Annotated in this window: 25 protein-coding genes and 1 pseudogene; 16 read left to right on the top strand and 10 right to left on the bottom strand. The window is 58.3% G+C overall.

Annotated elements, in window-relative coordinates:
* Positions 1-13 precede the first annotated feature (13 nt).
* Both MK745_RS13635 and MK745_RS13630 read right to left on the bottom strand, forming a co-directional pair.
* Positions 14-523, bottom strand: coding sequence for a tyrosine-type recombinase/integrase (locus MK745_RS13635; protein WP_347813655.1), 510 nt, complete (start codon positions 521-523; stop codon positions 14-16).
* Between the two features lie 24 nt (positions 524-547).
* On the bottom strand, positions 548-976 hold the full coding sequence (locus tag MK745_RS13630) for a tyrosine-type recombinase/integrase (RefSeq protein ID WP_243613858.1): 429 nt from the start codon (positions 974-976) through the stop codon (positions 548-550).
* A 613-nt stretch (positions 977-1,589) separates the two neighbouring features.
* Between MK745_RS13630 and MK745_RS13625 the strand changes: the two genes are divergently transcribed.
* From MK745_RS13625 to MK745_RS13605, 5 genes and pseudogenes are all read left to right on the top strand, one after another.
* Positions 1,590-2,753: an ATP-binding protein gene (locus MK745_RS13625; RefSeq protein ID WP_243613857.1), complete on the top strand. Its 1,164-nt coding sequence runs from the start codon at positions 1,590-1,592 to the stop codon at positions 2,751-2,753.
* 266 nt (positions 2,754-3,019) lie between these two features.
* Positions 3,020-3,226 (top strand): annotated as a pseudogene (locus tag MK745_RS13620) (SMC-Scp complex subunit ScpB); the annotation flags it as partial.
* Positions 3,227-3,275: 49 nt separating this feature from the next.
* On the top strand, positions 3,276-3,539 hold the full coding sequence (locus tag MK745_RS13615; RefSeq protein ID WP_243613856.1) for a WGR domain-containing protein: 264 nt from the start codon (positions 3,276-3,278) through the stop codon (positions 3,537-3,539).
* A 69-nt stretch (positions 3,540-3,608) separates the two neighbouring features.
* Positions 3,609-4,724, top strand: a complete 1,116-nt coding sequence (locus tag MK745_RS13610) for a Fic family protein (RefSeq protein WP_243613855.1) — start codon at positions 3,609-3,611, stop codon at positions 4,722-4,724.
* 205 nt (positions 4,725-4,929) lie between these two features.
* A complete protein-coding gene (locus MK745_RS13605; protein WP_243613854.1) occupies positions 4,930-7,449 on the top strand; it encodes a cation:proton antiporter in 2,520 nt (839 codons plus the stop codon).
* Positions 7,450-7,724: 275 nt separating this feature from the next.
* Here the strand turns inward: MK745_RS13605 and MK745_RS13600 are convergent, their stop codons facing one another.
* Positions 7,725-8,603, bottom strand: a complete 879-nt coding sequence (locus tag MK745_RS13600; protein WP_243613853.1) for a LysR substrate-binding domain-containing protein — start codon at positions 8,601-8,603, stop codon at positions 7,725-7,727.
* Between the two features lie 98 nt (positions 8,604-8,701).
* On the opposite strand from MK745_RS13600, the gene MK745_RS13595 reads away from it, so the two are divergent.
* Positions 8,702-9,406, top strand: coding sequence for an SDR family oxidoreductase (locus tag MK745_RS13595; RefSeq protein WP_243613852.1), 705 nt, complete (start codon positions 8,702-8,704; stop codon positions 9,404-9,406).
* On the top strand, positions 9,396-9,647 hold the full coding sequence (locus tag MK745_RS13590) for a DUF6552 family protein (protein ID WP_243613851.1): 252 nt from the start codon (positions 9,396-9,398) through the stop codon (positions 9,645-9,647). The genes MK745_RS13595 and MK745_RS13590 overlap by 11 nt, the downstream gene beginning before the upstream one ends.
* Before the next feature lie 411 nt (positions 9,648-10,058).
* Here the strand turns inward: MK745_RS13590 and MK745_RS19785 are convergent, their stop codons facing one another.
* From MK745_RS19785 to MK745_RS13575, 3 genes are all read right to left on the bottom strand, one after another.
* Positions 10,059-10,310 carry a winged helix-turn-helix transcriptional regulator gene (locus tag MK745_RS19785; protein ID WP_279391817.1) on the bottom strand — a complete coding sequence of 84 codons (252 nt, stop codon included), beginning with the start codon at positions 10,308-10,310 and terminating at the stop codon, positions 10,059-10,061.
* Positions 10,310-12,031 (bottom strand): SulP family inorganic anion transporter, encoded by a 1,722-nt coding sequence (locus MK745_RS13580; RefSeq protein ID WP_243613849.1) that lies wholly within the window; start codon positions 12,029-12,031, stop codon positions 10,310-10,312. Before MK745_RS13580 ends, MK745_RS19785 begins: the two co-directional genes overlap by 1 nt.
* Positions 12,032-12,106: 75 nt before the next feature.
* Positions 12,107-12,367 carry a helix-turn-helix domain-containing protein gene (locus tag MK745_RS13575; protein ID WP_243613848.1) on the bottom strand — a complete coding sequence of 87 codons (261 nt, stop codon included), beginning with the start codon at positions 12,365-12,367 and terminating at the stop codon, positions 12,107-12,109.
* A gap of 635 nt (positions 12,368-13,002) precedes the next feature.
* Here MK745_RS13575 and MK745_RS13570 point away from each other — a divergent pair.
* Positions 13,003-13,986, top strand: a complete 984-nt coding sequence (locus MK745_RS13570; protein WP_243613847.1) for a tyrosine-type recombinase/integrase — start codon at positions 13,003-13,005, stop codon at positions 13,984-13,986.
* Between the two features lie 128 nt (positions 13,987-14,114).
* On the opposite strand, the gene MK745_RS13565 is transcribed toward MK745_RS13570, so the two are convergent.
* From MK745_RS13565 to MK745_RS13555, 3 genes are all read right to left on the bottom strand, one after another.
* Positions 14,115-15,536, bottom strand: coding sequence for a DUF2235 domain-containing protein (locus MK745_RS13565; protein WP_243613846.1), 1,422 nt, complete (start codon positions 15,534-15,536; stop codon positions 14,115-14,117).
* Positions 15,537-16,059: 523 nt separating this feature from the next.
* Positions 16,060-16,380 carry a type II toxin-antitoxin system RelE/ParE family toxin gene (locus tag MK745_RS13560; protein WP_243613845.1) on the bottom strand — a complete coding sequence of 107 codons (321 nt, stop codon included), beginning with the start codon at positions 16,378-16,380 and terminating at the stop codon, positions 16,060-16,062.
* Positions 16,367-16,612: a type II toxin-antitoxin system ParD family antitoxin gene (locus tag MK745_RS13555; protein ID WP_243613844.1), complete on the bottom strand. Its 246-nt coding sequence runs from the start codon at positions 16,610-16,612 to the stop codon at positions 16,367-16,369. Before MK745_RS13555 ends, MK745_RS13560 begins: the two co-directional genes overlap by 14 nt.
* Positions 16,613-17,226: 614 nt before the next feature.
* Between MK745_RS13555 and MK745_RS13550 the strand changes: the two genes are divergently transcribed.
* From MK745_RS13550 to MK745_RS13540, 3 genes are all read left to right on the top strand, one after another.
* Entirely contained in the window at positions 17,227-17,625 is a 399-nt protein-coding gene (locus MK745_RS13550) for a DUF3768 domain-containing protein (protein WP_243613843.1), read from the top strand.
* Positions 17,626-17,879: 254 nt separating this feature from the next.
* Positions 17,880-19,703 carry a ParB/RepB/Spo0J family partition protein gene (locus MK745_RS13545; RefSeq protein ID WP_243613842.1) on the top strand — a complete coding sequence of 608 codons (1,824 nt, stop codon included), beginning with the start codon at positions 17,880-17,882 and terminating at the stop codon, positions 19,701-19,703.
* Positions 19,704-19,857: 154 nt separating this feature from the next.
* The gene (locus MK745_RS13540; protein ID WP_243613841.1) at positions 19,858-20,175 is read left to right on the top strand and encodes a hypothetical protein; all 318 of its coding nucleotides are present in this window, start codon (positions 19,858-19,860) and stop codon (positions 20,173-20,175) included.
* 191 nt (positions 20,176-20,366) lie between these two features.
* Here the strand turns inward: MK745_RS13540 and MK745_RS13535 are convergent, their stop codons facing one another.
* A complete protein-coding gene (locus MK745_RS13535) occupies positions 20,367-20,744 on the bottom strand; it encodes a thermonuclease family protein (protein ID WP_243613840.1) in 378 nt (125 codons plus the stop codon).
* Between the two features lie 441 nt (positions 20,745-21,185).
* Here MK745_RS13535 and MK745_RS13530 point away from each other — a divergent pair, with 441 nt between their 5' ends.
* The 5 genes from MK745_RS13530 (at position 21,186) to MK745_RS13510 (ending at position 24,687) form a co-directional block, all read left to right on the top strand.
* Positions 21,186-21,383: a hypothetical protein gene (locus MK745_RS13530; protein WP_243613839.1), complete on the top strand. Its 198-nt coding sequence runs from the start codon at positions 21,186-21,188 to the stop codon at positions 21,381-21,383.
* Positions 21,384-21,489: 106 nt separating this feature from the next.
* Positions 21,490-21,669, top strand: a complete 180-nt coding sequence (locus MK745_RS13525) for a hypothetical protein (protein ID WP_243613838.1) — start codon at positions 21,490-21,492, stop codon at positions 21,667-21,669.
* 901 nt (positions 21,670-22,570) lie between these two features.
* Positions 22,571-23,455, top strand: a complete 885-nt coding sequence (locus MK745_RS13520; protein WP_243613837.1) for an ArdC family protein — start codon at positions 22,571-22,573, stop codon at positions 23,453-23,455.
* A complete protein-coding gene (locus MK745_RS13515; protein WP_243613836.1) occupies positions 23,452-23,664 on the top strand; it encodes a hypothetical protein in 213 nt (70 codons plus the stop codon). The genes MK745_RS13520 and MK745_RS13515 overlap by 4 nt, the downstream gene beginning before the upstream one ends.
* A gap of 333 nt (positions 23,665-23,997) precedes the next feature.
* Complete coding sequence (locus MK745_RS13510) at positions 23,998-24,687, top strand: helix-turn-helix domain-containing protein (RefSeq protein ID WP_243613835.1); 690 nt, start codon at positions 23,998-24,000, stop codon at positions 24,685-24,687.
* Positions 24,688-24,797 lie beyond the last annotated feature (110 nt).

The raw sequence follows: 24,797 nt of genomic DNA, 5'->3' as shown, positions 1-24,797 counted from the left end.
AATTAGGTTTTTCTCAGATGGTTTCAGACGCCTGTCCCCGGAAGCTAAGAGCTCTCAATACATCGGCGCGCTCCATTGCCCGTCGCAGCGCATAGTTCGAAACCCGCATATAGATCTCGGTCGTCCTGAGACTGGCGTGTCCGAGCAAGGCCTGGACCGTCCGGATGTCGATGCCTTCCTCGATCAGCAGTGTTGCGGCGGAGTGCCGGAACCGGTGCGGGGTCAGGTGCGGCTCGATGTCGAGGCGCTTGGACAACGCCCGCAGCCGCTTACGGAACGTGGCCGAGCGAAGTCGGCGACCTTCCGTGTTCAGAAACAAGGGTGCTGCGACGGAGCTTTTCCTGCGTCGCACCTCGGAATGTCGCCTTACGTCCTCCTGCAACTCATGGTTCGGCACGAAGACGATCCGCTCCTTGTTACCTTTTCCTCGGACGAGAATCTGGCCTCCGTCCTGCGACACGTCGCGGATTCTTACATTGGTCAGCTCGCTGATCCGCAACCCGGTTACGATGAGCAGTTTGATGATCAGGATTGTGACGGCATTTTGCTAGACCGATGCCGCATCGTCCGCGCCTGACTTCGACCCCACAGTAACGGGACCTTCACACTGTTGGAGAACCATGCAGAGGATGTCTCGATCGATTGGACGCGGCAGGCGACGCGGAATCCTCACGGAGATGCGGAGGTCGGCGAATGGGGAGGGCAGGGCGCCTTCCCGATCTTCGCGCCAGGCGAAGTACGATTTGAGGGTAGAGAGCCGTCGCTCGATGGTCGCCGGCTTCGCTTTGATCTCATCGCGCAGGTGCTGATGGTAGCCAAGGATGTCGTCGCGCGAGATAGGCTCCGTGATCTGGCGAAGATCGGTATAGCGGGCAAACGTTCGCAGATCCTGGGCATAGGCCCGCAAGGTGTGATGTCCGACGCCGCGCTCATCGCGGCAGGCGTTGATGAAGGCTCTGTGGTCGAGGTGAGGCATGCTGAACTCCATTGTTGGGGTTCAGCCATTTCAGCACGGGCGGCGCATCGCACTGAAATGGCGCCCTGAAACGGTAACGATAATGGCCCCTCTTATGGCCCTTCCAGAATCTCGGCACCCATGAGGGCGCACGTATGCAAAGCCGAATCTTCCGGTGTCGAGATTTGCATAGACTGACTTACAAACTCTCTCAGGGAAAAGACGGCTGATCCGGTGGTTCATGTCGTGGCACGACCCCAGGTCAACGGAGGCGCGCGTCGGGGTCGTTTGCATCACTGGGCGGCTGACTTCTAGATCGTCGTCTGCAAGGGTGTAGTGGCGCAACATCGCCGCTTCATCGATCGGAAGATCAAAAAGTGCAGAGCGCTGACGCTCGATGAGGATAGTGCGATGCGCCATGTTTTTGAACTCTGTGAGGAACTGGGGATCAAACCGGTCACACTCTACCGGCGTGTCGTTTCCAACGGCAATCTACGCGATTTCGGAAAACGAGCTCTCGAAGCTTAGCGTAGGATTCTGCACTCTACAGCATCAGACCCCTTACGCTTTCAATTGATCGAGCTCTCTGAAAATAACCTTGCAAATCTGCCATTACATGGAGTAAATGCAAGGTATGATCGAGCGCAGTCATAGAAGATCAGTTGAAGAAGCACTGGAGAACCAAGCGGGCGTCGTCCTTCTTGGGCCGAGGCAGGTTGGCAAAACGACGCTCGCTCAGGACATAGCGGAAAGCCGCGATGCGGTCTATCTGGACATGGAGCGAACTGCTGATCGCCAGGTATTGGAAGAACCTGATCTATATCTTGACGAACAGGTGGGTCGCCTCGTCGTAATTGACGAGATCCAGCTCTTGCCAGATTTGTTCGGCGCTTTACGCGGGCAAATCGACCGTCGGCGTAGGCAGGAGCAACGGACCGGGCAATTCCTGTTGTTGGGATCTGCGTCGAACACACTCTTGCATCAAAGTGCGGAATCCCTGGCCGGTCGGGTCAGCTATCACGAACTGACACCATTCATGCTGCCGGAGGTTGGTTCGGATGCCATGTCGTCTCTCTGGCTGCGAGGCGGCTTTCCCGACAGCTATCTTGCGAGGAACGACCGGGCCAGCCTCACTTGGCGGGAAGATTTTATCCGGACTTATCTTGAGCGCGACATTCCCTCATTCGGGTTGCGCATCCCTGCGGAAACGTTGCGTCGGTTCTGGACCATGCTTGCACACGAGCAAGGCGGGCTTCTGAATGCAGCCAAGCTTGCCGCCAATCTCGGTGTTTCGGGACAGAGCATTGCTCGGTATCTCGATCTGCTTGTCGATCTGATGCTGGTGCGGCGATTGCCACCCTGGCATTCCAATGCTGGAAAGCGATTGGTTAAGTCACCCAAGGTTTATATTCGGGATTCCGGACTGACCCACGCTCTCCTTGGGATCGAAGCACAGGAAGACTTGCTGGGACATCCGGTCGTTGGCGGCAGCTGGGAAGGGTTCTGCATCGAGAATCTGATTGCTGCCGCGCCACGTGGGACCGAGGCGAGCTTCTATCGTTCATCAGCCGGAGCAGAGATCGATCTGGTTTTGAAACTCCCGCGAGGCCAGATTTGGGGCATCGAAATCAAACGGACGACGTCGCCAAAAGTCACGCGCGGGTTTCACATCGCAGCCGAAGAGTTGGGCGTCTCGGAACGGATCCTCGTCTATGCCGATGAAAAGGATGTGCCGGGGCAGGGCGGTGTTCGTGCTATGCCTTTGACGGGTGCACTAGAGCGGCTCGCCTCAGCCTAGAGGGCCGTTCACAGGTGAAGCCACCATGGATGGATCACTATGAACCAGGATATGCGAACAGCTTTGCTCACAACAGTGAACGCTATTAGCCTGCCGATAGCGAGAACGCATCTGACCCGGCATGGCGGTAGGAGATTACGGATAGACGGTGGCGTTTCGGGCAGTACAGTATGGCGGCCAGTGAAGTGGTCCCGCCTTTTCGGACAGGTTTGCAGCGTTTCTAAGGTCTACCCGGTTTAGGTTTCATGCTGCTTTTTGGTCAGAACCGAGCCCTAGTCGGTCGGCTGCATGAGCAAGGTGTGATCGGGACCGGACCGCGATCGCCGCGCCGCAGAGCGCCCTATACTTTTGTGACGACACAGCGGTTCTTGACGCTGTTTGGGATGGAGAGCCTACAGGACCTGCCAGACCGGGAGGGACTGGAGGATGCGGGGCTGGGTCATCACAAAGCTGAATCGCCCAGAGTGGATTGATTCAGATTTGTCGTTGGACGGATGAAGCCCGACAGGCCAGACTCTGGCCATGCAAAGCGGCACACACGACCCTGTCGATCTCGAACGCATTGATCCCGCCCAGAACATGGCGCGGTTCTATCAATTGACTGTGCAGCCCACTTTGTTTGGAGAACAATCTGTCATCCGGTGTTGGGGGCGCATCGGCACACGGGGCCGCAGCATGATGGTTACGTTTGCAACGGAAGGCGACGCTGTCAAAGCCTGCAAGAAACATGTACGCAGAAAAGTGGCAAAGGGGTATCTTTGCCTGAGCGCCGCCGAGGAGCCGTGAGCTATAGATTTGACACCTATGCCTCAAAAATGATCTATTTATGAGGTATAGGAGAAGGCTCTATAACTCATGGCATGGAACTGGCAGATATCTGGCTGGCCGGAATTCCGGTATGACGAAACAGCACTGGCACCGCTTGAACAGCGCTTTCTAATGTCGTCGGGTGAGGTTCTGGGGGCTGTCCACCATGTGAACCCGTCCGAGCGTGATCAACTCCGCATCGATCTGCTGAGCGATGAAGCCATGAAGACCAGTGCCATCGAGGGCGAGATGCTGGACCGGCGCAGCGTGCAATCCTCACTCCGTCGGCACCTTGGATTGGAACCAAGCAACTATCCGAACAAACCTCGCGAGCAGGGAGTGGCTGAGATGACGGTCGACGTCTACTCGACCTATGCGGAGCCGCTCGAGCATCGCACCCTGTTTCGGTGGCATGAGATGCTTCTGGCCTTCGATAAGCGTCTGGAGGTCATCGGGTCATATCGGCGGCACGAGGAAGCCATGCAGATTGTTTCGGGCCGTCTTGATCGTCCGGTCGTGCATTTTGAGGCCCCACCATCTGGACGGGTTCCGGATGAGATGGACCGGTATGTCGACTGGTTCAACCGGACTGGGCCGGGTGCCGAAGCACCCGTGCCAGCCTTGACGCGCGCGGGCCTGAGCCACCTCTACTTCGAAAGCATCCACCCGTTTGAGGATGGGAATGGTCGCCTGGGCCGGGCCTTGGCCGAAAAATCCCTAGCTCAGAACATTGGGCAGCCCAGCCTGATCGCGCTGGCCTTCACCATCGAGCGAAAGCGGAAGGACTATTACGATCAACTTGAACGCCACCAAAAGACGCTGGATGTCACACCGTGGCTCGTATGGTTTGCAGAGGCCGTACTGGACGCGCAGCAAGTCACCCTGGATCGTGTAGGCTTCTTCATTGCCAAGGCACATTTTTACGACCGGCATCGCGAGGCGCTGAATGCAAGGCAGGCCAAGGCGACCCTGCGGATGTTCCGCGAAGGGCCGAACGGATTTAAGGGTGGTCTGAGCGCTGAAAACTATATCGCGATCACGGGGACATCACGCGCGACCGCGACGAGGGATCTGCAGGAACTTGTCGAGATAGGAGCTCTCACGCGCACAGGCGAACGCCGATACACACGGTACTGGCTGAAGCTTGAAGAGCCAGGCGGGTAGTGCAACGTGGGCGGTAAGGGCGGGAAGCCGACATTCGCTGCATTCATTTCAAATGTCCGCTGTAAAGGGAGGCCGGTTTCGCACAGTCGTGTTTCCTGAACAAAAAAGCCGCCTCAAACGCAATGAACGACGATTTTCCACTTACTTGGTCGAATATCCGACTGCATCGATTCCCAACGCCTGAAATTCCAGCTATTTCGGTTTCATGGAGATCGTTCTCGTCACCACAGTCATTGCGTCCTTGTTTGCCGTAATCGGCGTGGCGGAGCCGCTCGCCGCGCGGCTGCGGCTGCCTTATAGCGTGATCCTTGCCGTGCTTGGGGTGCTGATCGGTACGGGGGCGATCTTTTTTCTGCGGACTGAGCTGACCGATGCGCTAAATCCGGTGGCCGAGGCGATCTTGGGTCTGCCGATCCGGTCTAACGTCTTCCTTTATGTCTTCCTGCCAACGCTACTGTTTCAGGCAACGCTTGGGATGAACCTGCGCCGGATGCTTGACGATTGGGTGCCCATTCTGGTGCTTGCGGTGGTTGCTGTGGTCGTGGCGACCCTCAGCGTGGGCTATGCGCTGGCTTGGGCCAGTGCCCTGCCGCTCGCGGCCTGCCTGTTGATCGGCGCGATTGTCTCCACCACCGACCCGTCAGCGGTGGTCGGCATTTTTCGCTCGATCTCGGCACCACGTCGATTGGCACGCATCATCGAGGGTGAGAGCCTGCTCAACGACGCCGCTGCCATCGCGTTGTTCGGCTTGTTTATGGGCTTTATGATGCTGGGGATCCCTGACCCCGACCTTGGTGAGGCGCTGGCCCGCTTCCCCGTCCTGATCGTCGGGGGCGCGTTCACGGGCTGGCTAATGGCGCGGGTGGCTGTTTGGATTATGGCGATTTTCATCCGGTTCGAGCTGGCGCAGCTTTCGATCTCGGTCGCGCTGCCCTATCTGGCCTATATCAGCGCGGAGCAAAGCATCGGTGCCTCGGGAGTCATCGCCGTGGTCGCTGCGGGTCTGACGCTGAATCTGACCGGGCCGGGGCGTCTTCCGCCGCAGGCGTGGCAGAATCTGCGCGAGCTGTGGGACGTTCTGGCCCATTGGGCCGGGGCGTTGATCTTTATCCTCGCCGCGCTTCTGATCCCGAGGCTGCTGGAAGAGGTGCGCTTCGCCGATTTTGTCTTGATCGGCGTGGTGATCCTTGCCGCAATCTCCGCGCGTGCGTTGATCTTGTTCGGGCTCCTGCCGCTTCTAACCCTTCTGAAGCTTTCGCCTGCAGTCGAACGGCCCTACCGCGCCGCGATCCTATGGGGTGGTTTGCGTGGGGCGGTGACGCTTGCACTGGCGCTTGCCGTCACCGAGAGCTTCCGCGTCCCCGACGGGATTCAGCGCGTCGTGGGCATCCTTGCGACGGGCTTTACGCTTTTCACACTGATTGTGCAGGGCACCACCCTCAGGTGGGTTATTGGCAAGCTGGGTCTTGACCGCCTGTCACCCATCGACGAGGCGCTGTCGCGGCAGGTGGTCGCCGTCGCGCTGCAAACTGTGCGCGAAGACGTTGCGCGCACGACCGAAAACTACGAGTTGAGCCATGATACAGTGCGTTCCGAGGCAAAGCACTTTGGCGAACGTTTGGACGCGGCGGTGAAGTCTGCCGAGGCGAGCGCCGACATTCTGGATCGCGACCGGGTGACGCTTGGGCTGATTGCGCTGGCCGGCCACGAACGCGACACCATCCTTGCGCGTGTGCGAGAACGCACGATTTCTGCGCGAATGGCTGAGCAGGTGTTGTCGGATGCGGACCGCCTGATCGAGGGCGCCCGCAGTGGGGGTCGCAGCGGCTACAACCGCGCGGCGCGCCGCAGCATTGCGTATGGCCGAATTTTCCGGGCCGCTGTTCTACTGAATGGTCGGTTGAGTATCTCCTGGCCCTTAGCCCGGATCACCGCCGATCGGTTCGAACTTTTGCTGTCACAGCGACTGATCCTACGCGATCTTGGGGCTTTCATCGACGGACGCATCCGGCGCATCCACGGGCGACGCGTTGCAGATCTGCTGCACGAGTTACTAATCAGACGGGCCGATATAGTGGAAACCGCGCTGGAAGGGTTGCGCCTTCAGTATCCGGGCTATGCCGAGGATCTCGAACGCCGTTTCATTCGACGGACAGCTCTGCGGCTGGAGGAACGGGAATACAAAACGATGCGCGAGGACGGCCTCATCGGTGCCGAAGTCTACACCGCGCTGATGCAGGACCTCGACGCGCGCCGGGCGACCGCCGAAGAACGTCCGCGCCTCGATATCGCATTACAGCGCGTCGAACTGGTCAGGCAGTTTCCGCTCTTCACCGACCTTGACGACGCGCGAATCAAGCGTCTTGGTCGCGTTCTCAAGACCCGTTATTTCAACGCGGGTGACGTGATTATGCGCAAGGACAGCGAGGCAAAGAATGTTTTTTTCATCGCCTCCGGCGCAGTCGAGCTGGAAGCTGCTGGCCAGACTTGGCGGCTTGGGCGTGGCGAGATGTTCGGGCAAATGGCGATCCTTTTGAAGATGCCGCGCCGCGCCGAAGTTCGCGCCATCACACCAACAACACTTCTGGTGCTTGACGACGCGCGTTTCCGCCGGTTGCTGAACCGTAGTGCCGCCATCCAAGACGCCGTGCGCAACAGCGCCGAAAAGCGCGGGATCGAGCCAGAAGGCCTGTTCGAAGGCACATCGGAAGCACGCCAAGTATAGTACGCGCCTCAATTCGAGGTCAGTTCGGCGCCGCGTCGGAAGCGATTTTGTTGAGCCAAATGCCGATGGTGGTTGAGGTGCGGCTTACACAAAATTCAGGTTCGGAAAGCGGCCTTCGACCACGCGTCTGGTAGGTGGTAGTTAAGGGCCGTTCGTGTCGACCGACAGCAGGGGCGGATTCCGGTCATTCGCTGCGCGTCACGCAGATCGCCGCTTTGCGGAATCGCTATCATTCGCTCGAATGGTCTAAATGACCGCTTATAGTTCAAAGCCAGTCAGGTGCCTTCAGTGGAGCGCGCCTTAAGCCAGGCTACGACGTTAACGGCCGATGCATTGTTCTTGTCTGCTCGCGGCATGAGGACATAGAAGTCACTTCCGTCCTCGTCCCAAGCTGCACCAACCTCGACCAAACGTCCGGCCTCAAGGTCGTGAGCCACCAGAAACCGACTTACCAAGGCCAAACCTTGCCCGGCGATAGCAGCGTCGACCGCAAGAGACGTTTGGCTCAGGCGAAGGTGACGAGGGGACTGTTCCTGAACACCCAAATACGAGAGATAGCTTGGCCATTGGTCATGAGTGTCATGGACCTTCGGCATTCTCGCAAGTTTATCGGGATCAAGAAGAGTGTCGCCTTTCTTTGTAAACTTCGGCGCGGCGACTGCGATCAGCGATTGCTTAAAGATTAGCATTGCGTCCAGTGATGCGCCGAACGGCGGCGATCCCTGGCGCACTGCAAGGTCTATTCCGTCGCTGTGAAAGCTCGAAACTTTTTCTGTCGCCAGTATCCGCAAATCGATGTCCGGGTGTGCTGCGGTGAAGCCCGGAAGATTGGGGATCAGCCATTTCGCAGCAAAGGTCGGCGTGACGCTGATGAGAACTTTATTCGGCTCTGGTTTCAGTTCGGCAGTTGCGGCGCGAAGGTCTGCGAACACTCCGGCAATCCGGTTGTGATAGCTGCGCCCGACTGGCGTAAAAGCCAGACCTTTCGGCACCCGTTCAAACAAGACCACATCAAGATGCGCTTCGAGCTGGCGCACCTGTTGCGCAACGGCTCCCTGCGTAACGCCCAATTCATCGGCGGCTGAGCGGAAACTGAGGCGGCGGCCGGCTGCATCGAATGCACGCAAACTGTTGAGCGGGGGAAGTTCAGTCATGCTGAGATAGTAATTCTACTGCCACGCAGCATCAATTCTGAATCGAAGTTTTTCAGAATTATCATAATATATGACTCAATCAGGAAAGGATGCTCGATATGACAGTAGAAAAAGTAGCTCTTATCACTGCAGGCGGCAGCGGCATGGGTGCGGATGCCGCCCGAAAACTGGCAGATGATGGGTTCAAGGTCGGCATCCTGTCCTCATCCGGCAAGGGTGAAGCGCTTGGCGGCGAACTTGGCGGCTTTGGCGCAACGGGCTCCAACCTTGATGGAGAAGCGCTGAACGCATTGGTCGAGGGTGCGAAGGAGCGTTGGGGCCGCATTGATGTGTTGGTGAACTCTGCTGGCCACGGACCAAAAGGTCCGGTTCTCGAGATCAGTGACGAGGAATGGCATCAAGGGATGGACATCTACCTGATGAATGTGATCCGCCCGACACGTCTTGTCACACCCACAATGCAGGCGAATGGCGGCGGGGCAATTATCAACATCTCCACCTTTGCGGCATTCGAACCTGACCCTCTTTTTCCAACGTCGGGGGTCTTCCGGGCTGGGCTCGCCGCATTCACGAAGCTCTATTCGGACAACTATGCCTCAGAGAACATTCGCATGAACAACGTCCTTCCAGGCTTCATAGACAGCCTACCCGAAACCGAAGACCGAAAGGCGCGTATTCCGATGGGACGCTATGGTTTGGCTTCGGAGGTGTCTTCCCTCATTTCGTGGCTCGCGTCGGAGGGTGGAAGCTACATGACGGGACAAAACCTGCGTATAGACGGAGGGTTAACCCGTGCCGTTTGACACCTTGGCCATCGGATCGTCGCGCGAGCGCCTTGTCTTCGCGGTCAAGTGGGGCGCATCCGCCATTCAGATCATGGGATACGCTGCCACGGGATTTGGCTGGACTCCCTGGAACCTTTACCTGTTTCTCGTCGGTGTCCTGGGATGGTTTGCCGTCGGCGCGCTATGGAATGACAAAGCGCTCATGCTTGTCCACCTCGTCGCACTCGGCGCAATGATTGCCGGTATGGCAAGCGGATGATGAGCGAGAACAGCCATTCGGGCACTGTGCAGCATTCAGGAGGCAGGGTTCAAAGCGGCCCTTCGCTGAAACAGCTATGAGCGACGGCTCTGGGCCGTCCACGACGGCCTGCGATACGCCTAACACTTCTATGCTGCGCTGAATCCGAGGTCCGCAGTGAGCCCAATGTACCCGACGCTGCAGAATGCACTGATGGCCGCAGTGCCTACCAAAGCAGACGTCTACAAAGTCAATCAAATCTTTCCCGTGATGGGTGGCGTCTATTTATGCTATATATCAAAGGCTTATATGGCGTTGCGTACGACGCAAGTCATGTTTCGATTGCGTAAACTAGCGGGACTTCGGGCTGTAGCGTAGGCGGCCTCGCCTGATGGCCAGTTTGGGTTGAGTAGTAGGTACCAACCAAGCCCATTAGTCCGATGAATTGCCGATTTCGGCTTTTTCCCATATCCGCGTCCAGGCAACCCGCTCAGCTGGACGGACCAGCCCATCGCGCTCGAGGCGTCGTAGGAGATGCAGGATGCCACTGTTGCTCATTCCAAGCGCGTCCCGTAATTCCGACTGCGTGCGCGGCCGTTCGAGAGCGGACAGCACGAACCGGCGGCGCTCTTCGGGGCCGAACCTCTGGCGGCGGCGACGTCGTTCCAGTGCGCCGCCCGGCATCACGCCACGTCCCGCACATCGCCCGAGGCGTCGGAGATGCTTGCCAGCGCCTCCTCGATGCTGACCGCGTAGTGCACGAGGGGCCGTTTCAGGCCGTGTGTCACGAAGACCCTCTGGATGTCGCGGCTTGCGCCCGTCAGCCAAAGCGCAACGCCGCGTTTGTGGGCCTTGTGGGCGAGACCCTCGATCATATTGGCGCCAGTCGAGTCGAGGAAGGGCACAGCCGAGAAGTCCACGATGAGCGCCTTGTGACTGTCTTGGATCCGGTCGAGCACCGAGCCGATGGAAGCGGTTGCGCCGAAGAAGAGAACACCGGTGATACGGTAGATCACGACTTCCGGGTTCGCTGCGACTTCTTCGTCATAGCTGCCGCGCGATCCCGCGTCATCCGCCTCGTCCCGTCCCACGAAGGGCGTGTGGGTGGTGATGGCGGTGGTCTTGCTCATCCGCTGGATAAAGAGGACCGAGCCAAGTGCAAAGCCAACCACGATGGCTTCGGTCAGGTCGCGGAAGATGGTCAGAAGGAAGGTCACGGCCAGCACTGTCGCCTCGCCCCAGCCGGACCGGACCAAGATGGTGATGGCAGGTTTCTCGATCATGTTCCAAGCGACCACAGCAAGGACACCCGCGAGCGCGGCCAGTGGAATGTAGGCGGCGAGCGGCGCGGCGATCATCATGAAGAGCAGGATGAACAGCGCGTGCAGAATGCCCGCGACCGGACCGTGCGCACCCGAGCGCACGTTGGTCGCGGTTCTTGCGATGGTGCCAGTGACGCAGAAGCCGCCGAACAGTGCCGAGCCGATATTGGCCGCGCCCTGTGCCACAAGCTCGCAGTTCGAGCGGTGTCGGCGCCCGGTCATGCCGTCGGCGACCACGGCGGAGAGTAGCGACTCGATGGCACCCAAAAGCGTAAAGGAGATTGCGGTGGGCAGCATCGTCATAATCTTTTCGAGCGAAAGTTCCGGCAGGCTGGGAGCAGGCAGGGTCGAAGGGATGCCGCCAAACTTCGTGCCGATGGTCTGCATCGGAAGGTTAAGGAGCGCCGTCGCCAGACCCGCAAGGCCCACCGCGATCAACATGCCCGGCCAATGCGGTCGCCAGCGACGAAGCCCGAGGATAATCGCAACCGTCGCCGCCGAGACGAGAAGCGCGGCAGGCGTCAGGCTCGCGCGCGCCTCCCACAAAGCCGGGAGCTTCTCGAGCAACGTGCCCGGTTCATGATCTAGCGACAGGCCGAAGAGTTCCTTGATCTGGCTCGCGAAGATGATGACCGCGATCCCCGCGGTGAAGCCGACCGTCACCGGGAAGGGAATGAACTTGATGAAGGTGCCAAACCGCAGGAAGCCGACGACCGCCAGCATCAGGCCCGACAGGAAGGTCGCAAGGATCAGCCCGTCCATCCCGTGCTGAACAACCGTCGCGGCCACAAGCACGATGAAAGCCCCCGCAGGCCCGCCGATTTGGAACCGCGAACCGCCAAGTAGCGAAACGAGGAAACCGCCAATGATGGCGGTGTAGAGCCCCTGCGCCGGGGTCGCGCCGGAGGCGATGGCGATCGCCATGGAGAGCGGCAGCGCCACGATGGCGACGGTCAGCCCGGCAATTGCGTCTGCCCGCAACTGCGTCGGCCCGTAGCCCTCGCGCAGGACGGTCACGATTTTCGGGGTGTAGAGGTCGGCGAAGCTGAGCGTGTCACCGGTCTGCCTGGTCTGGTTTTTCATCTGGAGCCGCACCTTGAATTGGTAGCGGCGGGATCGTCGGCATGTGGTCGGCGGTCGCCGTCGCGAAGTATTGGGTCAGTGTTTCGGGGGTGGAGTCTTCAGGCGAACACCGCGCCCGCCTGCCGTGCTGGGGGTGCCTTCACCGATCAACTCGACGCCAGCGATTTCCAGCGCCGCGACGACTTTGGTGAGGCTGTCGACCACGCCACGCACGTTGCCTGTGCTGGCCTCCATGCGCTGAATGGTCGGAACGGACAGTCCCGACAACTCGGCCAGAGTTTTCTGGTCGATGCCGAGAAGGGCACGCGCCGCGCGCATCTGGGGGCCGGTGATCATGAAGCATATCCTGTATGGGATAAGCTATGCTTAACTTATTGATACTGATATTTCAAGCATCATTAATCATGTGCAATATGATAACGCTTGTCGTGCTTTCATCAGTCACTAGCTGGGCGTAACAAATCGAATCTGGAAGAACGGACAGACTTTCCGGCTGGATCAGGGAAGTACTAACCGAACGCGTGCAACTTGTGTGCATTTCAAAACGAAGGTCGGGAAAGCGTACGAAAGCAGCCTCTTTCGCAAACGCAGCGAATGCTCTCTTTGTCCCGCAGATTGTGAATTCGACCGCGTTCAAAGTTTGCTCATGCAGCGAATGGCGGGTTCGACGGGCCGCACCGCAGCATGCCGATCAGTGAGTGAATGGCCGGTTAGGGCCGGGTTTACCTTCACTCCGCGAAGTCGTTCCTAAAATCTGCTTTTCATAGTCGCCGCGCGACTGATAGCGCGCTTTGCTTTCTCGGTAGGCCCATACTTCTCTATGTATTCGAGCAAGGCTGCTTCCAACTCGTCTATGCAACGCAGGGTGTCTAGCTGTTTCTCATCCATCTCGCTTCTCCATTGGTTCGGTGCCAACCTAGCGTCATGAGCGTTAACAAAATGCTAACGTTGCAAGCTCTAGAGGGACAAGGATGAACTACGCATTTGATCGTCAAAGCGAACGAACAGAACTTTTGCATGAGCTTTCGAGGCTGCCGGATGACCAACGGTCGAAGCTCATTGAAGAGTATCGGCAGCGCTCTGAGGCGGCCTTTGCTCCGGCAACACTGAGGAATTACCGCATGATACTCAGGTTGTTTTCTGAGTGGTGTGCGCCACGAGGGTATAGTGCGGCACCACCTATCTCTCCTTCTACAATCGCGGAATGGGTCGATGATATGGGGGGAAAGCTAGCGGCAACAACGATCGAAACGAGGCTCTGGGGGATCGCCGAGCTTCATCGTTCTCACTTCCTACCTACACCAACGACGCACCGCTTAGTTGAGCTGGCCGTCAAGAGTGTCAAACGAAAATACGGATCTGCAGCCAAACAAGCTTCGCCACTCGGAAAGAAAGACGTCTTGACCGCTATTGGAAGCCTAGGAAACTCACGGATTGAGATGCGAGACAAGGCACTTCTTTGGATAGCGACAGACAGTTGGTGCCGCGCTTCTGAAATCTGCAATTTCCGCGTGAAAGACCTACAGCGACAGGATGATGGGAGCAGCTTGCTTTTCGTGTCTCGATCCAAAACTGACCAAAATGGCGAGGGTGCCTATGCATTCCTATCGAGTCGAGGCACGAATGCAGTAGTTGCTTGGATTGATGAAGCTGGCTTAAAGGCTGATCATCCAATTCTCACCAAGTCGCAAAGGGGAGGCTTAAGAACTCCTCTAGATCCAGCAACACTATCCCGGATCATCCGACGACGTACTGGCCGAAACGATGTATCCGCACACAGCACACGAGTTGGAGGTGTGCAGGATGCTTTTCGTTTGGGCTGTGATTTATCCTCTATCATGGTGGCTGGTCGCTGGACTTCACCTGAAATGCCTGCCCGCTATGCACGTCGCCTGCTCGCCTCACAATCTGCAGCAGCTAAGGTATCGGAGGCCTTTCTGAAGGAACAGGATTGAGCATCAAAGAGCAGAATGCCCCAAAGGCCTCTGTTGTGAAACGCACCGAGGCGCCCCGAGCTTGGGTCAATGCCGTGTTCGGGCCATCGTTGCCTGATAGGTGGCTAGCGGTTCGACCTCATCCTCTTCTATTCTTCGTAGTAGCGCTTCAAATCACGCCGCCCCTTCAGTTGCACCGGTCGATATGGTTTGACCTCGCCGCACTGAGCAACGGCCTTGGCTCGCATGCGTACCTCAACCGAGGGGTGAAGAGGAAAATCGTCGCCAACCTCTCGGATGCCCTTCTTCCAGCCAATGCGAAACGGTCCAAATGCCACCATCGCATCTTCTCGGTGCTGCAGACCGAAAGGGTCAGGTGCGCGATTGAGGACATTTTCGTTGATCCGGACCGACTGCACACATTCTTTTAACTCGTCTACCATCCAGTCTAGAGCAATGTCGCTGAGGCGGGACTCTGCCTCGGGATAGCTTCCGCCGATATCGCTGTGGCAGCCTGGAAACCAGACTTGCTTGAGCCACCTTGGTTCACGGTCTTTGGTCTCGATGGCCGCCTCTCTGGACGCCCACCCAACTCTAGGAAAGTCCGCACGGTCTTCGTCGATTGCCATGGCGTGGCGGGCGTGTTGAACGTCGGGGTCCAGCCACATGTCGTAGTTGCGCTTGTTCCAGGCGGCGAAATGTCCTGTCTTGAAAATCTGCGGCCAATCCGTTGGGCGCCACAGCTTCAGTTTGCGATCCGGGTCGTCCGAGAAATATTTGAAGTTGTCGAGCAGCAGTGAGCCGAGTTGCCAGACAAGCGCGACGAGCAGTGCGCCAAGTGGGAAAACCAAGAGCCACGACCACCCAAGCGCTAGGCTGGCGACAAATGCAGTGCCGACTGCAAAAGTGCCGCCCCACACCAGCGTGCGGACGACGGCGGTTCGTAGCGACGCTACCGTGTCGAAGACCCCGATGAATGTCGGCTGGACGTTGCCTTGATTGTCATCGCCCTCAACGGGGAAGCTCGAATATTTCTTGCGAAATCGCCGGCCGAGCTCCTCGCGGTTCATATAGAACGGATTCTGTGTCCGCGGTTTCCCGGCGCCGTGGTTGTAAACGAACTTCACGGCATCTTTCGCGATCTTGCGCAGGCCGGGACCGCAACGCGGAACCGGCGAGCCGTCGGGCATCTGTGTTGGGACACCGCACAGGTTCATGACATTGGCAAGTGCTCTGACCGTATAGGCCCCGCGCGAGAACCCAAACAGAAGGACTCGGTCGCCGGGCTCGTAGTGGGCAATGATCTGCTCATAGCAATCGATAATGTTGTGATCGATACCGGTGCCGACCGCGCTTCCCAAGATCGGCTTGATGCGGCCGAAGAGGCCGCCGCTTTCGCCCGTTCCCAGGCCAGGGTCGTAGTACGCAACTTGATCCTTTGGGCTAATCGGGGAATCTGGGCCAGGTCGCATGGCCCGATACATCTTGTAGACATTCGAAAGCCGCTGGTCCGGCCTGACGCCGCCCATCTGGCCGGTTCCATCCGAGAAGATACAGATATTCTTGACCATATGTCACCCTCTCGATGAATACCCAGTATCGGCTGCAATCCTTAAAGCTCGGCGAACCGCTAAGAATAGGAGAATGCAACGGATGAATTTCGCGTCAATCGGGAAGAATTAGAACATAGAGGAAACACATGTGTCCATCTGATACTGTGTTCAACAGGGGGTAGGTGCTCGATATCTTCCTTGCGAGTCAGGAAATGTAGCCATTTCAGACGGCGGTTGTTCTCAAACGAAGCGATCCGTCATTCCTGAACTGCCGCCGAGTACCGCGCGGATATGCGGCGCATCAGAGGGAAGAGCGGCGTCGGGGAAGCCGTGCCGAAAAAACGACGCGGGTGACGAGCGGTAGATCTGGGCTGGGTTGCCACTACTCCGCGAAGTCTCCTCAAATGGCTGCTCTCCTAGTTGCCGTGCGATTGTTCGCGAGTCTCGTTTTCTCGCTTGGTTCATACTTCTCAATCTATTCGAGCAAGACCGCTTCCAACTCGCCTATGTTGATGGGAATTTGTCCCGAAGCGCGCTTCTCTCAACGATCCAGCGCTCTCAACATTGCTTGCCAGTCTTGCGCCGCGCCGAGAACACGCAGGATCACCAGAAGATCTTGCTCAATTCGATAAATGACAAGGTGTTCAGCACTCGGATGGATGCGGATGGGAGGATCGAACTCTGGACGTTCCCGCGCCATCTCCGGCATGAAGAGCAAGCGCTCAAAAATATCTTCCAGTATGTCAACGTATCGATCGGCCTGAGTGACCGACCACTGTTGAGACGAGTAGAGCCAGATATCTTCCAAGTCTGCTTGGGCGGCAGGTGTCAATCGGTAGGCTGAGAGGTTACGTCCGGACATGCCGCTCGCGCATCCGTGCCTTGAAAGACTTGAAGTCGAATGGCTCGGGTTCGCCGCTATTGACGCCTTCATCAATGGCGCTCTGCAGAGCGCTGATAGCTTGTGTTCTTTCTTGATCTTGCCGAATAAGATGGCGAACGTAATCGCTGGTGTTGCTAAAGCTGCCGTCTTCCAGCCGACCTTCAACCCAAGTTTTCATGGGGCCAGGAAGGGAAACATTCATCGTTGCCATTGGAGATACTCCTTCGTTTAGCGATAGTAACCAATACAACATAACTATGACAAGATGTGTGGCAAAGTTTGCCATTCTTTTTTCCAAGTCCTGGCAGGAAAGCGCGATTGATACTTCGCGAGCTCACGAGGCCCGTTGTTCTCGCCAGGTCTTCCCACAAGTCTCCTCACGTCTCTTCGCTTTATGGGTGCCGTTCCGCTCGTCGCCTGCAAGGCCCTGACGGGCTGGAAAGACCTGGCGATTGGGTCGGGGAAGATCTCCGCTCGAGTGCGTCGATCCCCTGCGCAGGGGGATTCGGACGAGCCGAACGCCCCTGACACCTTTGGGCCGCGCTTCTAGCGCGTCCAATTAGGGAACCGCCGGTTCCCCCACGCAACCCCGAAACACTGCACCCAAAGCGGTCTCCCCAACCACGGTCTCTGCTTCGCCTGAGCTGCGTGGCCGGGTGATCCCCCTCCGCTTTGGGCTGGGTTTGCGGCATTGCGCGGGTCCCCCTCCTGCCCTCGCCGGGAGGCAGGGTTTCAGGAGAGGGGCGCGCTTCGCGCTTCCTCGCCAGAAACCCCGCCCTGATTTTCGGCATCAAGACCGAGAGGGCAACTCATAGGAGGCCACAAATGGCGAAAGAACCTATTCAGATCACCGTAGACGACGAGGTCGCGGCGGCGCGGATTGCGCTGATCGCCAAGCAGAACGACCAGTTTCGCACCACATGGGGCGCTGATTTCACAGTTCCCGGCCGGATCGTCATGACGCGCGGCGTTGCGGCCCTGTCGCATGAGGCACAGGTGGCGATCATGGTTGCGGTGATGCAGTTCAGCGAATTCACCGAAGACAACGACCCGCACGGGACGCATGACTTTGGCATTTTCACCGTGACCGAAGGCGAGCGCGAGGTGCGGCTCTACTGGAAACTGGACCTCTACGACACGCGCTATGAGTTCGGTTCCGACGATTGCGCGGACCTGAACAAGACCCGCCGCGTCCTGACCATCCTCCTGCCCGAAGACTATTGAACTCGGCCCGCCCTGAAAGGGGCGGTGCTCGACAGGCGCGACCCGCGCCGGAAAGGAGGTGAGTGCATGAGCAATGATTGGAAACTGGCGCGTATCGCAGAAGCATGGGCGCTGGTTGGGAAAGGCGGCCTTTCAGCCAAGATCGGAACCGCCTTCCTGAAACAACACGGGGCCATCTAGGCCCCCTCGCTCCAGCCCCGAAGGGCTGGGGCAGCAATACCACAAACGCAAACAAGACGACAAGGAAAAGACCCATGACCATGCAAGAGACGATTACCGCCCCGACCGAACAGATCCCCTTTGGCGATCTCTATGTGTCCGATCTGAACCCGCGCACCGTGTTCAGCCCCGAGGGCATCAAGGCGCTGGCCGAGAACATTCGCCAGCTTGGCCTGATTCAAAACCTCGCAGGGCTGCGCGACGAAACAGGCAAGGTTGGTATCGTGGCCGGAGGGCGTCGGCTTCGCGCCCTCGAGACGCTGCAAGACGATCCACGCTTCGCGACGGTTTCCGTGAAGATCGCACCGGATCAGGCGACAGCTGAGGTTTGGGCTTCGAGCGAGAACCACCAACGCGAACAACCCCACCCCGCCGACGAAATCCGCGAATATGGCGCTATGGCGGAGCGGGGCGTTCCCGTCCCTTCCATCGCACTCGCCTTTGGCGTCAACGAACAGCATGTCTATCGCCGCCTCAAGTTGGCAAGCTTGCCTGTATCGGTGCTGGACGCGTTGAAGGCCGGTGACATCACCCTGTCCAATGCCGCCGCGTTCACGATCAGCGAGGACGAGGCCAACACCCTGAGCGTTCTCGAGCATGTGCGCGGTGAAGGTTATAGCGCTCATCGGATCAAGCAGATGCTCAAGCCTGACTCCGTGGGGCAGACGGACCGCCGCGCGGTCTATGTCGGACTGGAGGCTTATCAGGCAGAAGGTGGGCGGGTGACAGGTGATCTTTTTGCCGAGCAGACCTACCTTGATGATGTGGCGCTCTTGAATGAGCTATTCGCCAAGAAGCTGGAGGCCGATACAGACGCCATAAAGGCCGAGGGCTGGAAATGGGCCGAGGCTCTGAGCGAGACCTATGTCGGGTATTTCGAGTTGGAAGAACGCAAGGCCAGCCGCATCTACCGAGAGGAAGGGGCGCTGTCTGACGAAGACAGCGCGCGCTATGACGAACTGGCGGAACTGGCAGAGAGCGAGGTTCTGGACGAAGCCGGAGCCGAAGAACTGGCCGCGTTGGAGACGGTTCTCGCCGGGTATTGGTCCGACAAACAGAAATCCGTCGCAGGTGTCTTGATCTATGTGGATCAGAGCGGTGTGTTGAAGACCTATGAGGGTCTTGTCCTCAAAGAAGACAAAGCCGCCGCCATTGATGCGGGTGCTTTGAGCAAATCAGACCACGCCAACACCAGTGCGCCGAAATCACCCATCAGCCAGAAACTGCGTGACGATTTGGGCCGCATCGCGCGTGGCGCACGCCAACATGCAGCGCTGCGCGATCCCGATCTTCTGATCGACCTTCTGGCCTATCAGTTGAGCCATGCCTTGCGCTGGAATAACCCGCTTGGCATCGCCACAACCGAAGTGCCGAACTGGCCTTCGACCGAGGGAGAGGGCTATGCGCTTGACGAGCGTCTGACCGAAAATCCACCGCGCAACATGTGGGATGCGAAAGACCTTGGCGCGTCGTTCCGTGCGTTTCGCAAGAAAGGCCCCGAGCACGTGCGCGGCGAATTGGCCCGGTTCCTTGCGGCACAGTATGGCGGGGGCTGTGAGACACTGGTCGCGATGATCGACAAGGAGACGCAGCCGAATATCCGCGAGGTGTGGACCCCGAACGCGGCGAACTTCTTTTCCCGCGTGGCCGGACCCTACCTCAACGAACTGTGGCGCGATCTTCTGGACCTTGCCGAGGACCACCCCACGGCCACGACATTTGCCAAGCTAAAGAAGGCTGAGAAGGTGGCAAAGCTGGAAGCACTTTTTGCCGGGGATGCGGACCTGCGCCAAGCCCATGGGATCACCGAGGCACAGGTGGCGAAGATCGATGCGTGGCTCCCCGAAGGGATGGAGTGAAGCCAACGGTGGGGCGCGAAAGCGCCCCGCTTTATGAGCTGAAATTCCAATAAAGCATGGGGGATCGAAGCCGGGTTCTGCATTCCAAACCTTGCTTTTGTTCCCGTATTGTTCTATTGCTGCGTCGCAGTGGATCAACGACAGGAGCTGCCCCATGTCCCACGCACGACAAAAGACATTTGCCTCACCGGCGACGCTGCCCACCCCCAAGCAGATGGCCTATGCCCGCGCATTGGCTCAGCAGAACGGGAGCGTCCTGCCATGGGAGGCCACCACATCGCGTCAGAATCTCAGCCAATGGATTGATGCCCAACTTGTTCGGGCCAGAGCCAGCGATGCCAATCTGAGGCCCACCTCGAAACAGGTGGCCTTCGCCGAGCGCATCGCGCGTATGAAGCGTTCAGCCGTTCCAGATGAGTGTTTTCGCAGCCGCGAACTTTTGAGCCGCTGGATTGACAGCAACAAGCATTGACTCCAAGCTATCCCTGTTGAGAACAGTTTTCCTATCCTTCCGACCAACCACAACTGGCCCCGTTGCTCTGAACTGCACGGGGCCATTTTTGTCGTGAAGGAGCATTGCTGTCCGGCCGGCTCAGGGCATCAGCCCCGAGCCGGCCGGACTTGGGCTATTCGCCCGGAACCGCTGCGCGGGCTGGGGGCTTGTTATTGGCACCAGCTCTGCCGACGGCCGCCGTTGTAGGGCCGCGCGAGGCGCTCCCCGATCAGATGCCGCCCAAGGTCTTTGCCTCGGATCAAGATCCGCGCAAGGCCCCGACCATATTTGTCGCGTCCCGGCAGCACGATGAACTCCACCATCCCGGCATTGTAGACCAGCTCGCGTGCACGCTTCGTGGCGGCCTCTCCGAGCGCTTTTTCATAGGAACAGCGTGGCCGATAGGTTTCTGGCGTGTCATAGCCCACAAGACGATATCGCAACTCACCGATCGCCGCGGTGTCGCCGTCGATCATGTAGAGCGTAGACGCGCGGATCATCTCTGCAGGGCTTTGGGTCGGAGCCAACCCAAGAAGGCTTCCCAACATGAGGATCAGCAGATGGGCGGTAAGGCGGGGTGTCTCCCGCTGTCTCTTGTCCCTGTTTTTTCGGTTCAGTTTCTTTTCAACGCGTCTCCCAACACACCAACTCGACATAGAAACAGTTCCCTTGTTCCAGGCGCGCGAGGGATGCGCCATCGTTCTGGTTGATGATCCGACCGATCAGTCGCAGGCGTCAACCCGGTCTTGCCATCCTATCGCTTCGATCCTGGCGGAGCTCCTGCTGCGGCCCCTCTGGTCTCCTTTGCATGCGGCGTTTCTGAAAGATGAAACCTACAGGGTCGCGCGGCAGCCGGCCTACGGCCTTCAATGGCTCATTTCCCCTGGCCCTGCGGGCCATTCCTCGCGAGACCAAATGAGCCTTTGACTGCCCCGACTTGCACCCTGTTTGGCAGGTTCATCGAAACGCCAGCTTGAAAGGATAAACCAATGGCCGCTCAAAACATGAAACTCCGCGTCAAAACCGGCGAGAAGGATGGCAAGAACTTCTGGGACACCTGCGGGGTCGTCTTCATCAACCAGAACGATGTCGGCGAAATCACCTCGATCCAGGTCCGTCACAACATGTTCCCCAATGTCGAGATGGTCGCCTTCCCCAAACGCGATGAGGATCCCGTCACCGAATAAACAGGGACAAGGGGCGGCTTTGCGCCGCCCCTACCGCCTTGGGCTGATCCAAAGGAACCCTTCTCAGAACGGCCCCGAAGCCCTATATTACAGAGGACACCACGCTATGAGCGAGACAAACATGACAGAAGCTGAAGCCAGAAAGATAGATGCGGAGATCGCTAAACTGATGGCCGAGACAACCAAGTTGAACAAGGAAATCAAATGGTATGAAGCCGTGATCCTTGCCGGTGGCGCATCGGCACTGACATTGGCCATCGTAGCTGTCACCAAACTCTTCCTCTAAACCCACTCACGGTTGGAGTATGAAGCGGCCCCTTACGGGGCCGCTTTCTTGTTGTGGGTGGCGCTTCTCAAGACGGATCGAGCGGACTCGAGGGGCGGGCATAGGGTGCGGCTCAATGCGATTGGTGCGCTTTGGGTTCTTCTGATGATAGATGTTCGGTTCGGTGTGATTGATTGGGAAGGTCAGATGGTCCTTTGGCAAGAAATGGAAGCGCATTTGGAGAATGAGTGAGGGTGTTCTCAGGGCGCCTCCTCGCTTCACGAGGATTGCGCGCTAGGGCCACCAAAGCGGCCCCCAAGCCGATCGGTGCGATGGTCCCGGCTGCGACCGGGGCGGCCCGTCTCTCACGAGCCAGCCCTTCCCCGGTTCGGTCCTGGTCCCCTTGCACCGCCTGTCTCGGCCCATACGGGTAACGCTCGCGGGCGCGCTCACCAGGTCTTCCCACAAGCCTCCTCACGTCCCTTCGCTATATGGGGGCACGTTCCGCTCGTCGACTGCAAGGCCCTGATGGGCTGGAAAGACCTGTCGAGAGGGTAGAGGAACATCTCCGCACGAGTGCGTCGATCCCTTGCGCAGGGGGATTCGGACGAGCCGAACGCCCCTGACACCTTTGGGCCGCGCTGCTAGCGCGTCCATGAAGGGAACCGCCGGTTCCCCCACGCAACCCCGAAACACTGCACCCAAAGCGGTCTCCCCAACCACGGTCTCGGCTGTGCCGAGCTGCGTGGCCGGGTGATCCCCCTCCGCTTTGGGCTGGGTTTGCGGCATTGCGTGGGCCCCCCTCCTGCCCTCGCCGGGAGGCAGGGTTTCAGGAGAGGGGCGCGCTTCGCGCTTCCTCGCCAGAAACCCCGCCCCGATTTTCGGCACCAAGACCGAGAGGGCAACGCATAGGAGGCCACAAATGGCGAAAGCAAAGTTTGATGTGTACAGCCACGTCACGGACATGATCATTGCGGAGATCGAGGCGGGCACGCCGCCTTGGCGCAAGCCTTGGACCGGAAGTGCGGGCGGTATCGCCTTGCCGGAGCGTCACAATGGCGAGGCATATCGCGGTATCAATGTGCTGATGCTTTGGATTGTGGCGGCAAAACAGGGGTTCGCGTCGAGCCGCTGGATGACCTACAAACAAGCCCAAGAGCTTGGTGGGCAGGTCAAGAAGGGCGAGAAGTCCTCTACCGTGGTCAAATATGGCACCTTCACCCGTAAGAACGACGATGGCGAAGAGGAAGACGTCCCCTATGCACGCGCCTATCGGGTTTTCAATGCAGACCAGATCGAGGGGTTGCCAGAGAACCTCTATATCCGTCCCCAGGCCCCGCGCGACCTTGGCACCGAGAGCGATCCCGAACTAGAGGCGTTCTTTGTCCGCACTGGGGCAGAGATTGTCACCAGCGACGAGCCGCAAGCCTATTACAGCCCGGCAAAAGACCACATTCATATGCCCCCGGTCAGCACCTTCCTCAGCACGCAGGACTATTTTGCAACCCTTGCCCATGAGGCAATTCACTGGACTGGCTCTGAAAAGCGGTTGGCTCGGATCAAGACCTTTACCACACGCGAGGACTACGCGACCGAGGAACTGATTGCGGAGATTGGAAACGCCATGATCTGCGCCCAACTCGGTCTCGAGCCGGATTTCGGACAGAGTGCAGCCTATGTCGAAAGCTGGCTCAAAGCGCTGAAGGAAGACAAGAAAGCAATCTTCCGCGCGGCCTCCCAAGCCCAAAGGGCGGCGGATTTCCTGTTGGAGGCCGCAGGCGAAGGCACCAAGGCGGCCGCAGCATGAGCGCGGCGGCAAACGCCCCCGCCATTCAGGCCGAGCGCATCCTTAAGGCACTCAATACGCTCTATCCTGACACCGCCGGCCATGTGGCTGATCTGATGGCGTATGCGCTTTGCGATCTGCGCCACTTGGCCGACCAACATGTGATCTGTTTCGGGAGCATCGATCAGAAGGGGTATCGCACCTATCTCGAGGAGAAGAAGGGGAGATAGGAAACAGCGGCGTGCGCGTAGGCACTTCTGTAGGCCGGTCGCGCGCGCTTTTGTTGTATTGGGGGTCTGCTCCGGGTGAGTGCAGACCCCCACATGGCCGTGTCGCCGATCCAATGCACATAGTTGGCTTCTCCGGACGTTCTTCGCATCGCAACTTGTGCTAAGATTCATACGTTTTGTCACAGGCGAAAACGACCGTTCTTGTGCGGTAGGTTATGGCGAGGGGTTTGAGTCCGCCGCGCGGGACAACAAAGCGAACTTCCGGGTAGCAATTCCGATCAAGACATCGGTGAACCATGGAGCCACAATTGGTATGCTTCATTGGAGGTTGTCATGGATTTTGTTGGAAAAGCACTGTGGTACATCGAGACCCACTTTGAGGATGAATTCACCCTCGATGAGGTCGCCAATGTGGCCGGTATTTCAAAATTTCATTTCGCTCGCACGTTTGGCACCTGCTTCGGAAAATCCGTTATCCGCTATGCTCGGGAAAGGCGTCTGAGCGAAGCTGCCAAACAGCTGGCTGATAGTGATCGTAGCATTTTGGATGTCGCGCTTGGGTCTGGCTATACCTCCCACGAGGCATTCACGCGGGCTTTCAAAGCGCAGTTCGGTGTTACGCCGGAATCGATCCAGAAAGCCGGCTCAACTGAAGCGATCAATCTAGTGGAACCTCTAAAAATGAATGAAACACCAACTCCCGCGACTCTTGATCCGCGCATCGAAAGCGGAGATGTGATGCTGCTTGTCGGCCTCAAGAGGCGCTATAGCGATGCTACAAGCGCTCTGATTCCGGCACAGTGGCAAGCCTTCCAGCCGCATATAGGAAACATCGAAAGGCATATCGGCACCGCAGCGTTCGGCGTGATGTGCAACAGCGATGATGAAGGAAACATCGACTACTTCACGGCTGTTGAGGTCAGTGGCTTTGGCGACAACACGCCGGAACTCGATGCAATACGTGTACCGCCTCAGACCTATGCAGTTTTCGATCATGATGGGCACGTTTTGAGGTGCCCCTAGTTTCCTAGACACCTGCCTTTTCCAGTTTGCGCTGTCTTTCTTCGAAGTCAACGGGCGACAGCATGCCGTTGTTCGTGTGCTTGCGTTTTGGGTTGTAGAACAGCTCGATG

It is taken from the genome of Shimia aestuarii (genome assembly GCF_022814865.1).
Lineage (GTDB): Bacteria > Pseudomonadota > Alphaproteobacteria > Rhodobacterales > Rhodobacteraceae > Shimia > Shimia aestuarii_A.
The sequence above is the reverse complement of the archived record's forward strand: the minus strand, read 5'-3'. Positions and strand labels throughout refer to the sequence as shown.

Bases quoted from the DNA above. Each gene is read 5' to 3' on its own strand.
- MK745_RS13630 (WP_243613858.1), bottom strand. From the start codon at position 976: ATGCCTCACCTCGACCACAGAGCCTTCATCAACGCCTGCCGCGATGAG.
- MK745_RS13625 (WP_243613857.1), top strand. From the start codon at position 1,590: ATGATCGAGCGCAGTCATAGAAGATCAGTTGAAGAAGCACTGGAGAAC.
- MK745_RS13615 (WP_243613856.1), top strand. From the start codon at position 3,276: ATGCAAAGCGGCACACACGACCCTGTCGATCTCGAACGCATTGATCCC.
- MK745_RS13610 (WP_243613855.1), top strand. From the start codon at position 3,609: ATGGCATGGAACTGGCAGATATCTGGCTGGCCGGAATTCCGGTATGAC.
- MK745_RS13605 (WP_243613854.1), top strand. From the start codon at position 4,930: ATGGAGATCGTTCTCGTCACCACAGTCATTGCGTCCTTGTTTGCCGTA.
- MK745_RS13600 (WP_243613853.1), bottom strand. From the start codon at position 8,603: ATGACTGAACTTCCCCCGCTCAACAGTTTGCGTGCATTCGATGCAGCC.
- MK745_RS13595 (WP_243613852.1), top strand. From the start codon at position 8,702: ATGACAGTAGAAAAAGTAGCTCTTATCACTGCAGGCGGCAGCGGCATG.
- MK745_RS19785 (WP_279391817.1), bottom strand. From the start codon at position 10,310: ATGCCGGGCGGCGCACTGGAACGACGTCGCCGCCGCCAGAGGTTCGGC.
- MK745_RS13580 (WP_243613849.1), bottom strand. From the start codon at position 12,031: ATGAAAAACCAGACCAGGCAGACCGGTGACACGCTCAGCTTCGCCGAC.
- MK745_RS13575 (WP_243613848.1), bottom strand. From the start codon at position 12,367: ATGATCACCGGCCCCCAGATGCGCGCGGCGCGTGCCCTTCTCGGCATC.
- MK745_RS13570 (WP_243613847.1), top strand. From the start codon at position 13,003: ATGAACTACGCATTTGATCGTCAAAGCGAACGAACAGAACTTTTGCAT.
- MK745_RS13565 (WP_243613846.1), bottom strand. From the start codon at position 15,536: ATGGTCAAGAATATCTGTATCTTCTCGGATGGAACCGGCCAGATGGGC.
- MK745_RS13560 (WP_243613845.1), bottom strand. From the start codon at position 16,380: ATGTCCGGACGTAACCTCTCAGCCTACCGATTGACACCTGCCGCCCAA.
- MK745_RS13555 (WP_243613844.1), bottom strand. From the start codon at position 16,612: ATGGCAACGATGAATGTTTCCCTTCCTGGCCCCATGAAAACTTGGGTT.
- MK745_RS13550 (WP_243613843.1), top strand. From the start codon at position 17,227: ATGGCGAAAGAACCTATTCAGATCACCGTAGACGACGAGGTCGCGGCG.
- MK745_RS13545 (WP_243613842.1), top strand. From the start codon at position 17,880: ATGACCATGCAAGAGACGATTACCGCCCCGACCGAACAGATCCCCTTT.
- MK745_RS13540 (WP_243613841.1), top strand. From the start codon at position 19,858: ATGTCCCACGCACGACAAAAGACATTTGCCTCACCGGCGACGCTGCCC.
- MK745_RS13535 (WP_243613840.1), bottom strand. From the start codon at position 20,744: ATGTTGGGAAGCCTTCTTGGGTTGGCTCCGACCCAAAGCCCTGCAGAG.
- MK745_RS13530 (WP_243613839.1), top strand. From the start codon at position 21,186: ATGGCCGCTCAAAACATGAAACTCCGCGTCAAAACCGGCGAGAAGGAT.
- MK745_RS13525 (WP_243613838.1), top strand. From the start codon at position 21,490: ATGAGCGAGACAAACATGACAGAAGCTGAAGCCAGAAAGATAGATGCG.
- MK745_RS13520 (WP_243613837.1), top strand. From the start codon at position 22,571: ATGGCGAAAGCAAAGTTTGATGTGTACAGCCACGTCACGGACATGATC.
- MK745_RS13515 (WP_243613836.1), top strand. From the start codon at position 23,452: ATGAGCGCGGCGGCAAACGCCCCCGCCATTCAGGCCGAGCGCATCCTT.
- MK745_RS13510 (WP_243613835.1), top strand. From the start codon at position 23,998: ATGGATTTTGTTGGAAAAGCACTGTGGTACATCGAGACCCACTTTGAG.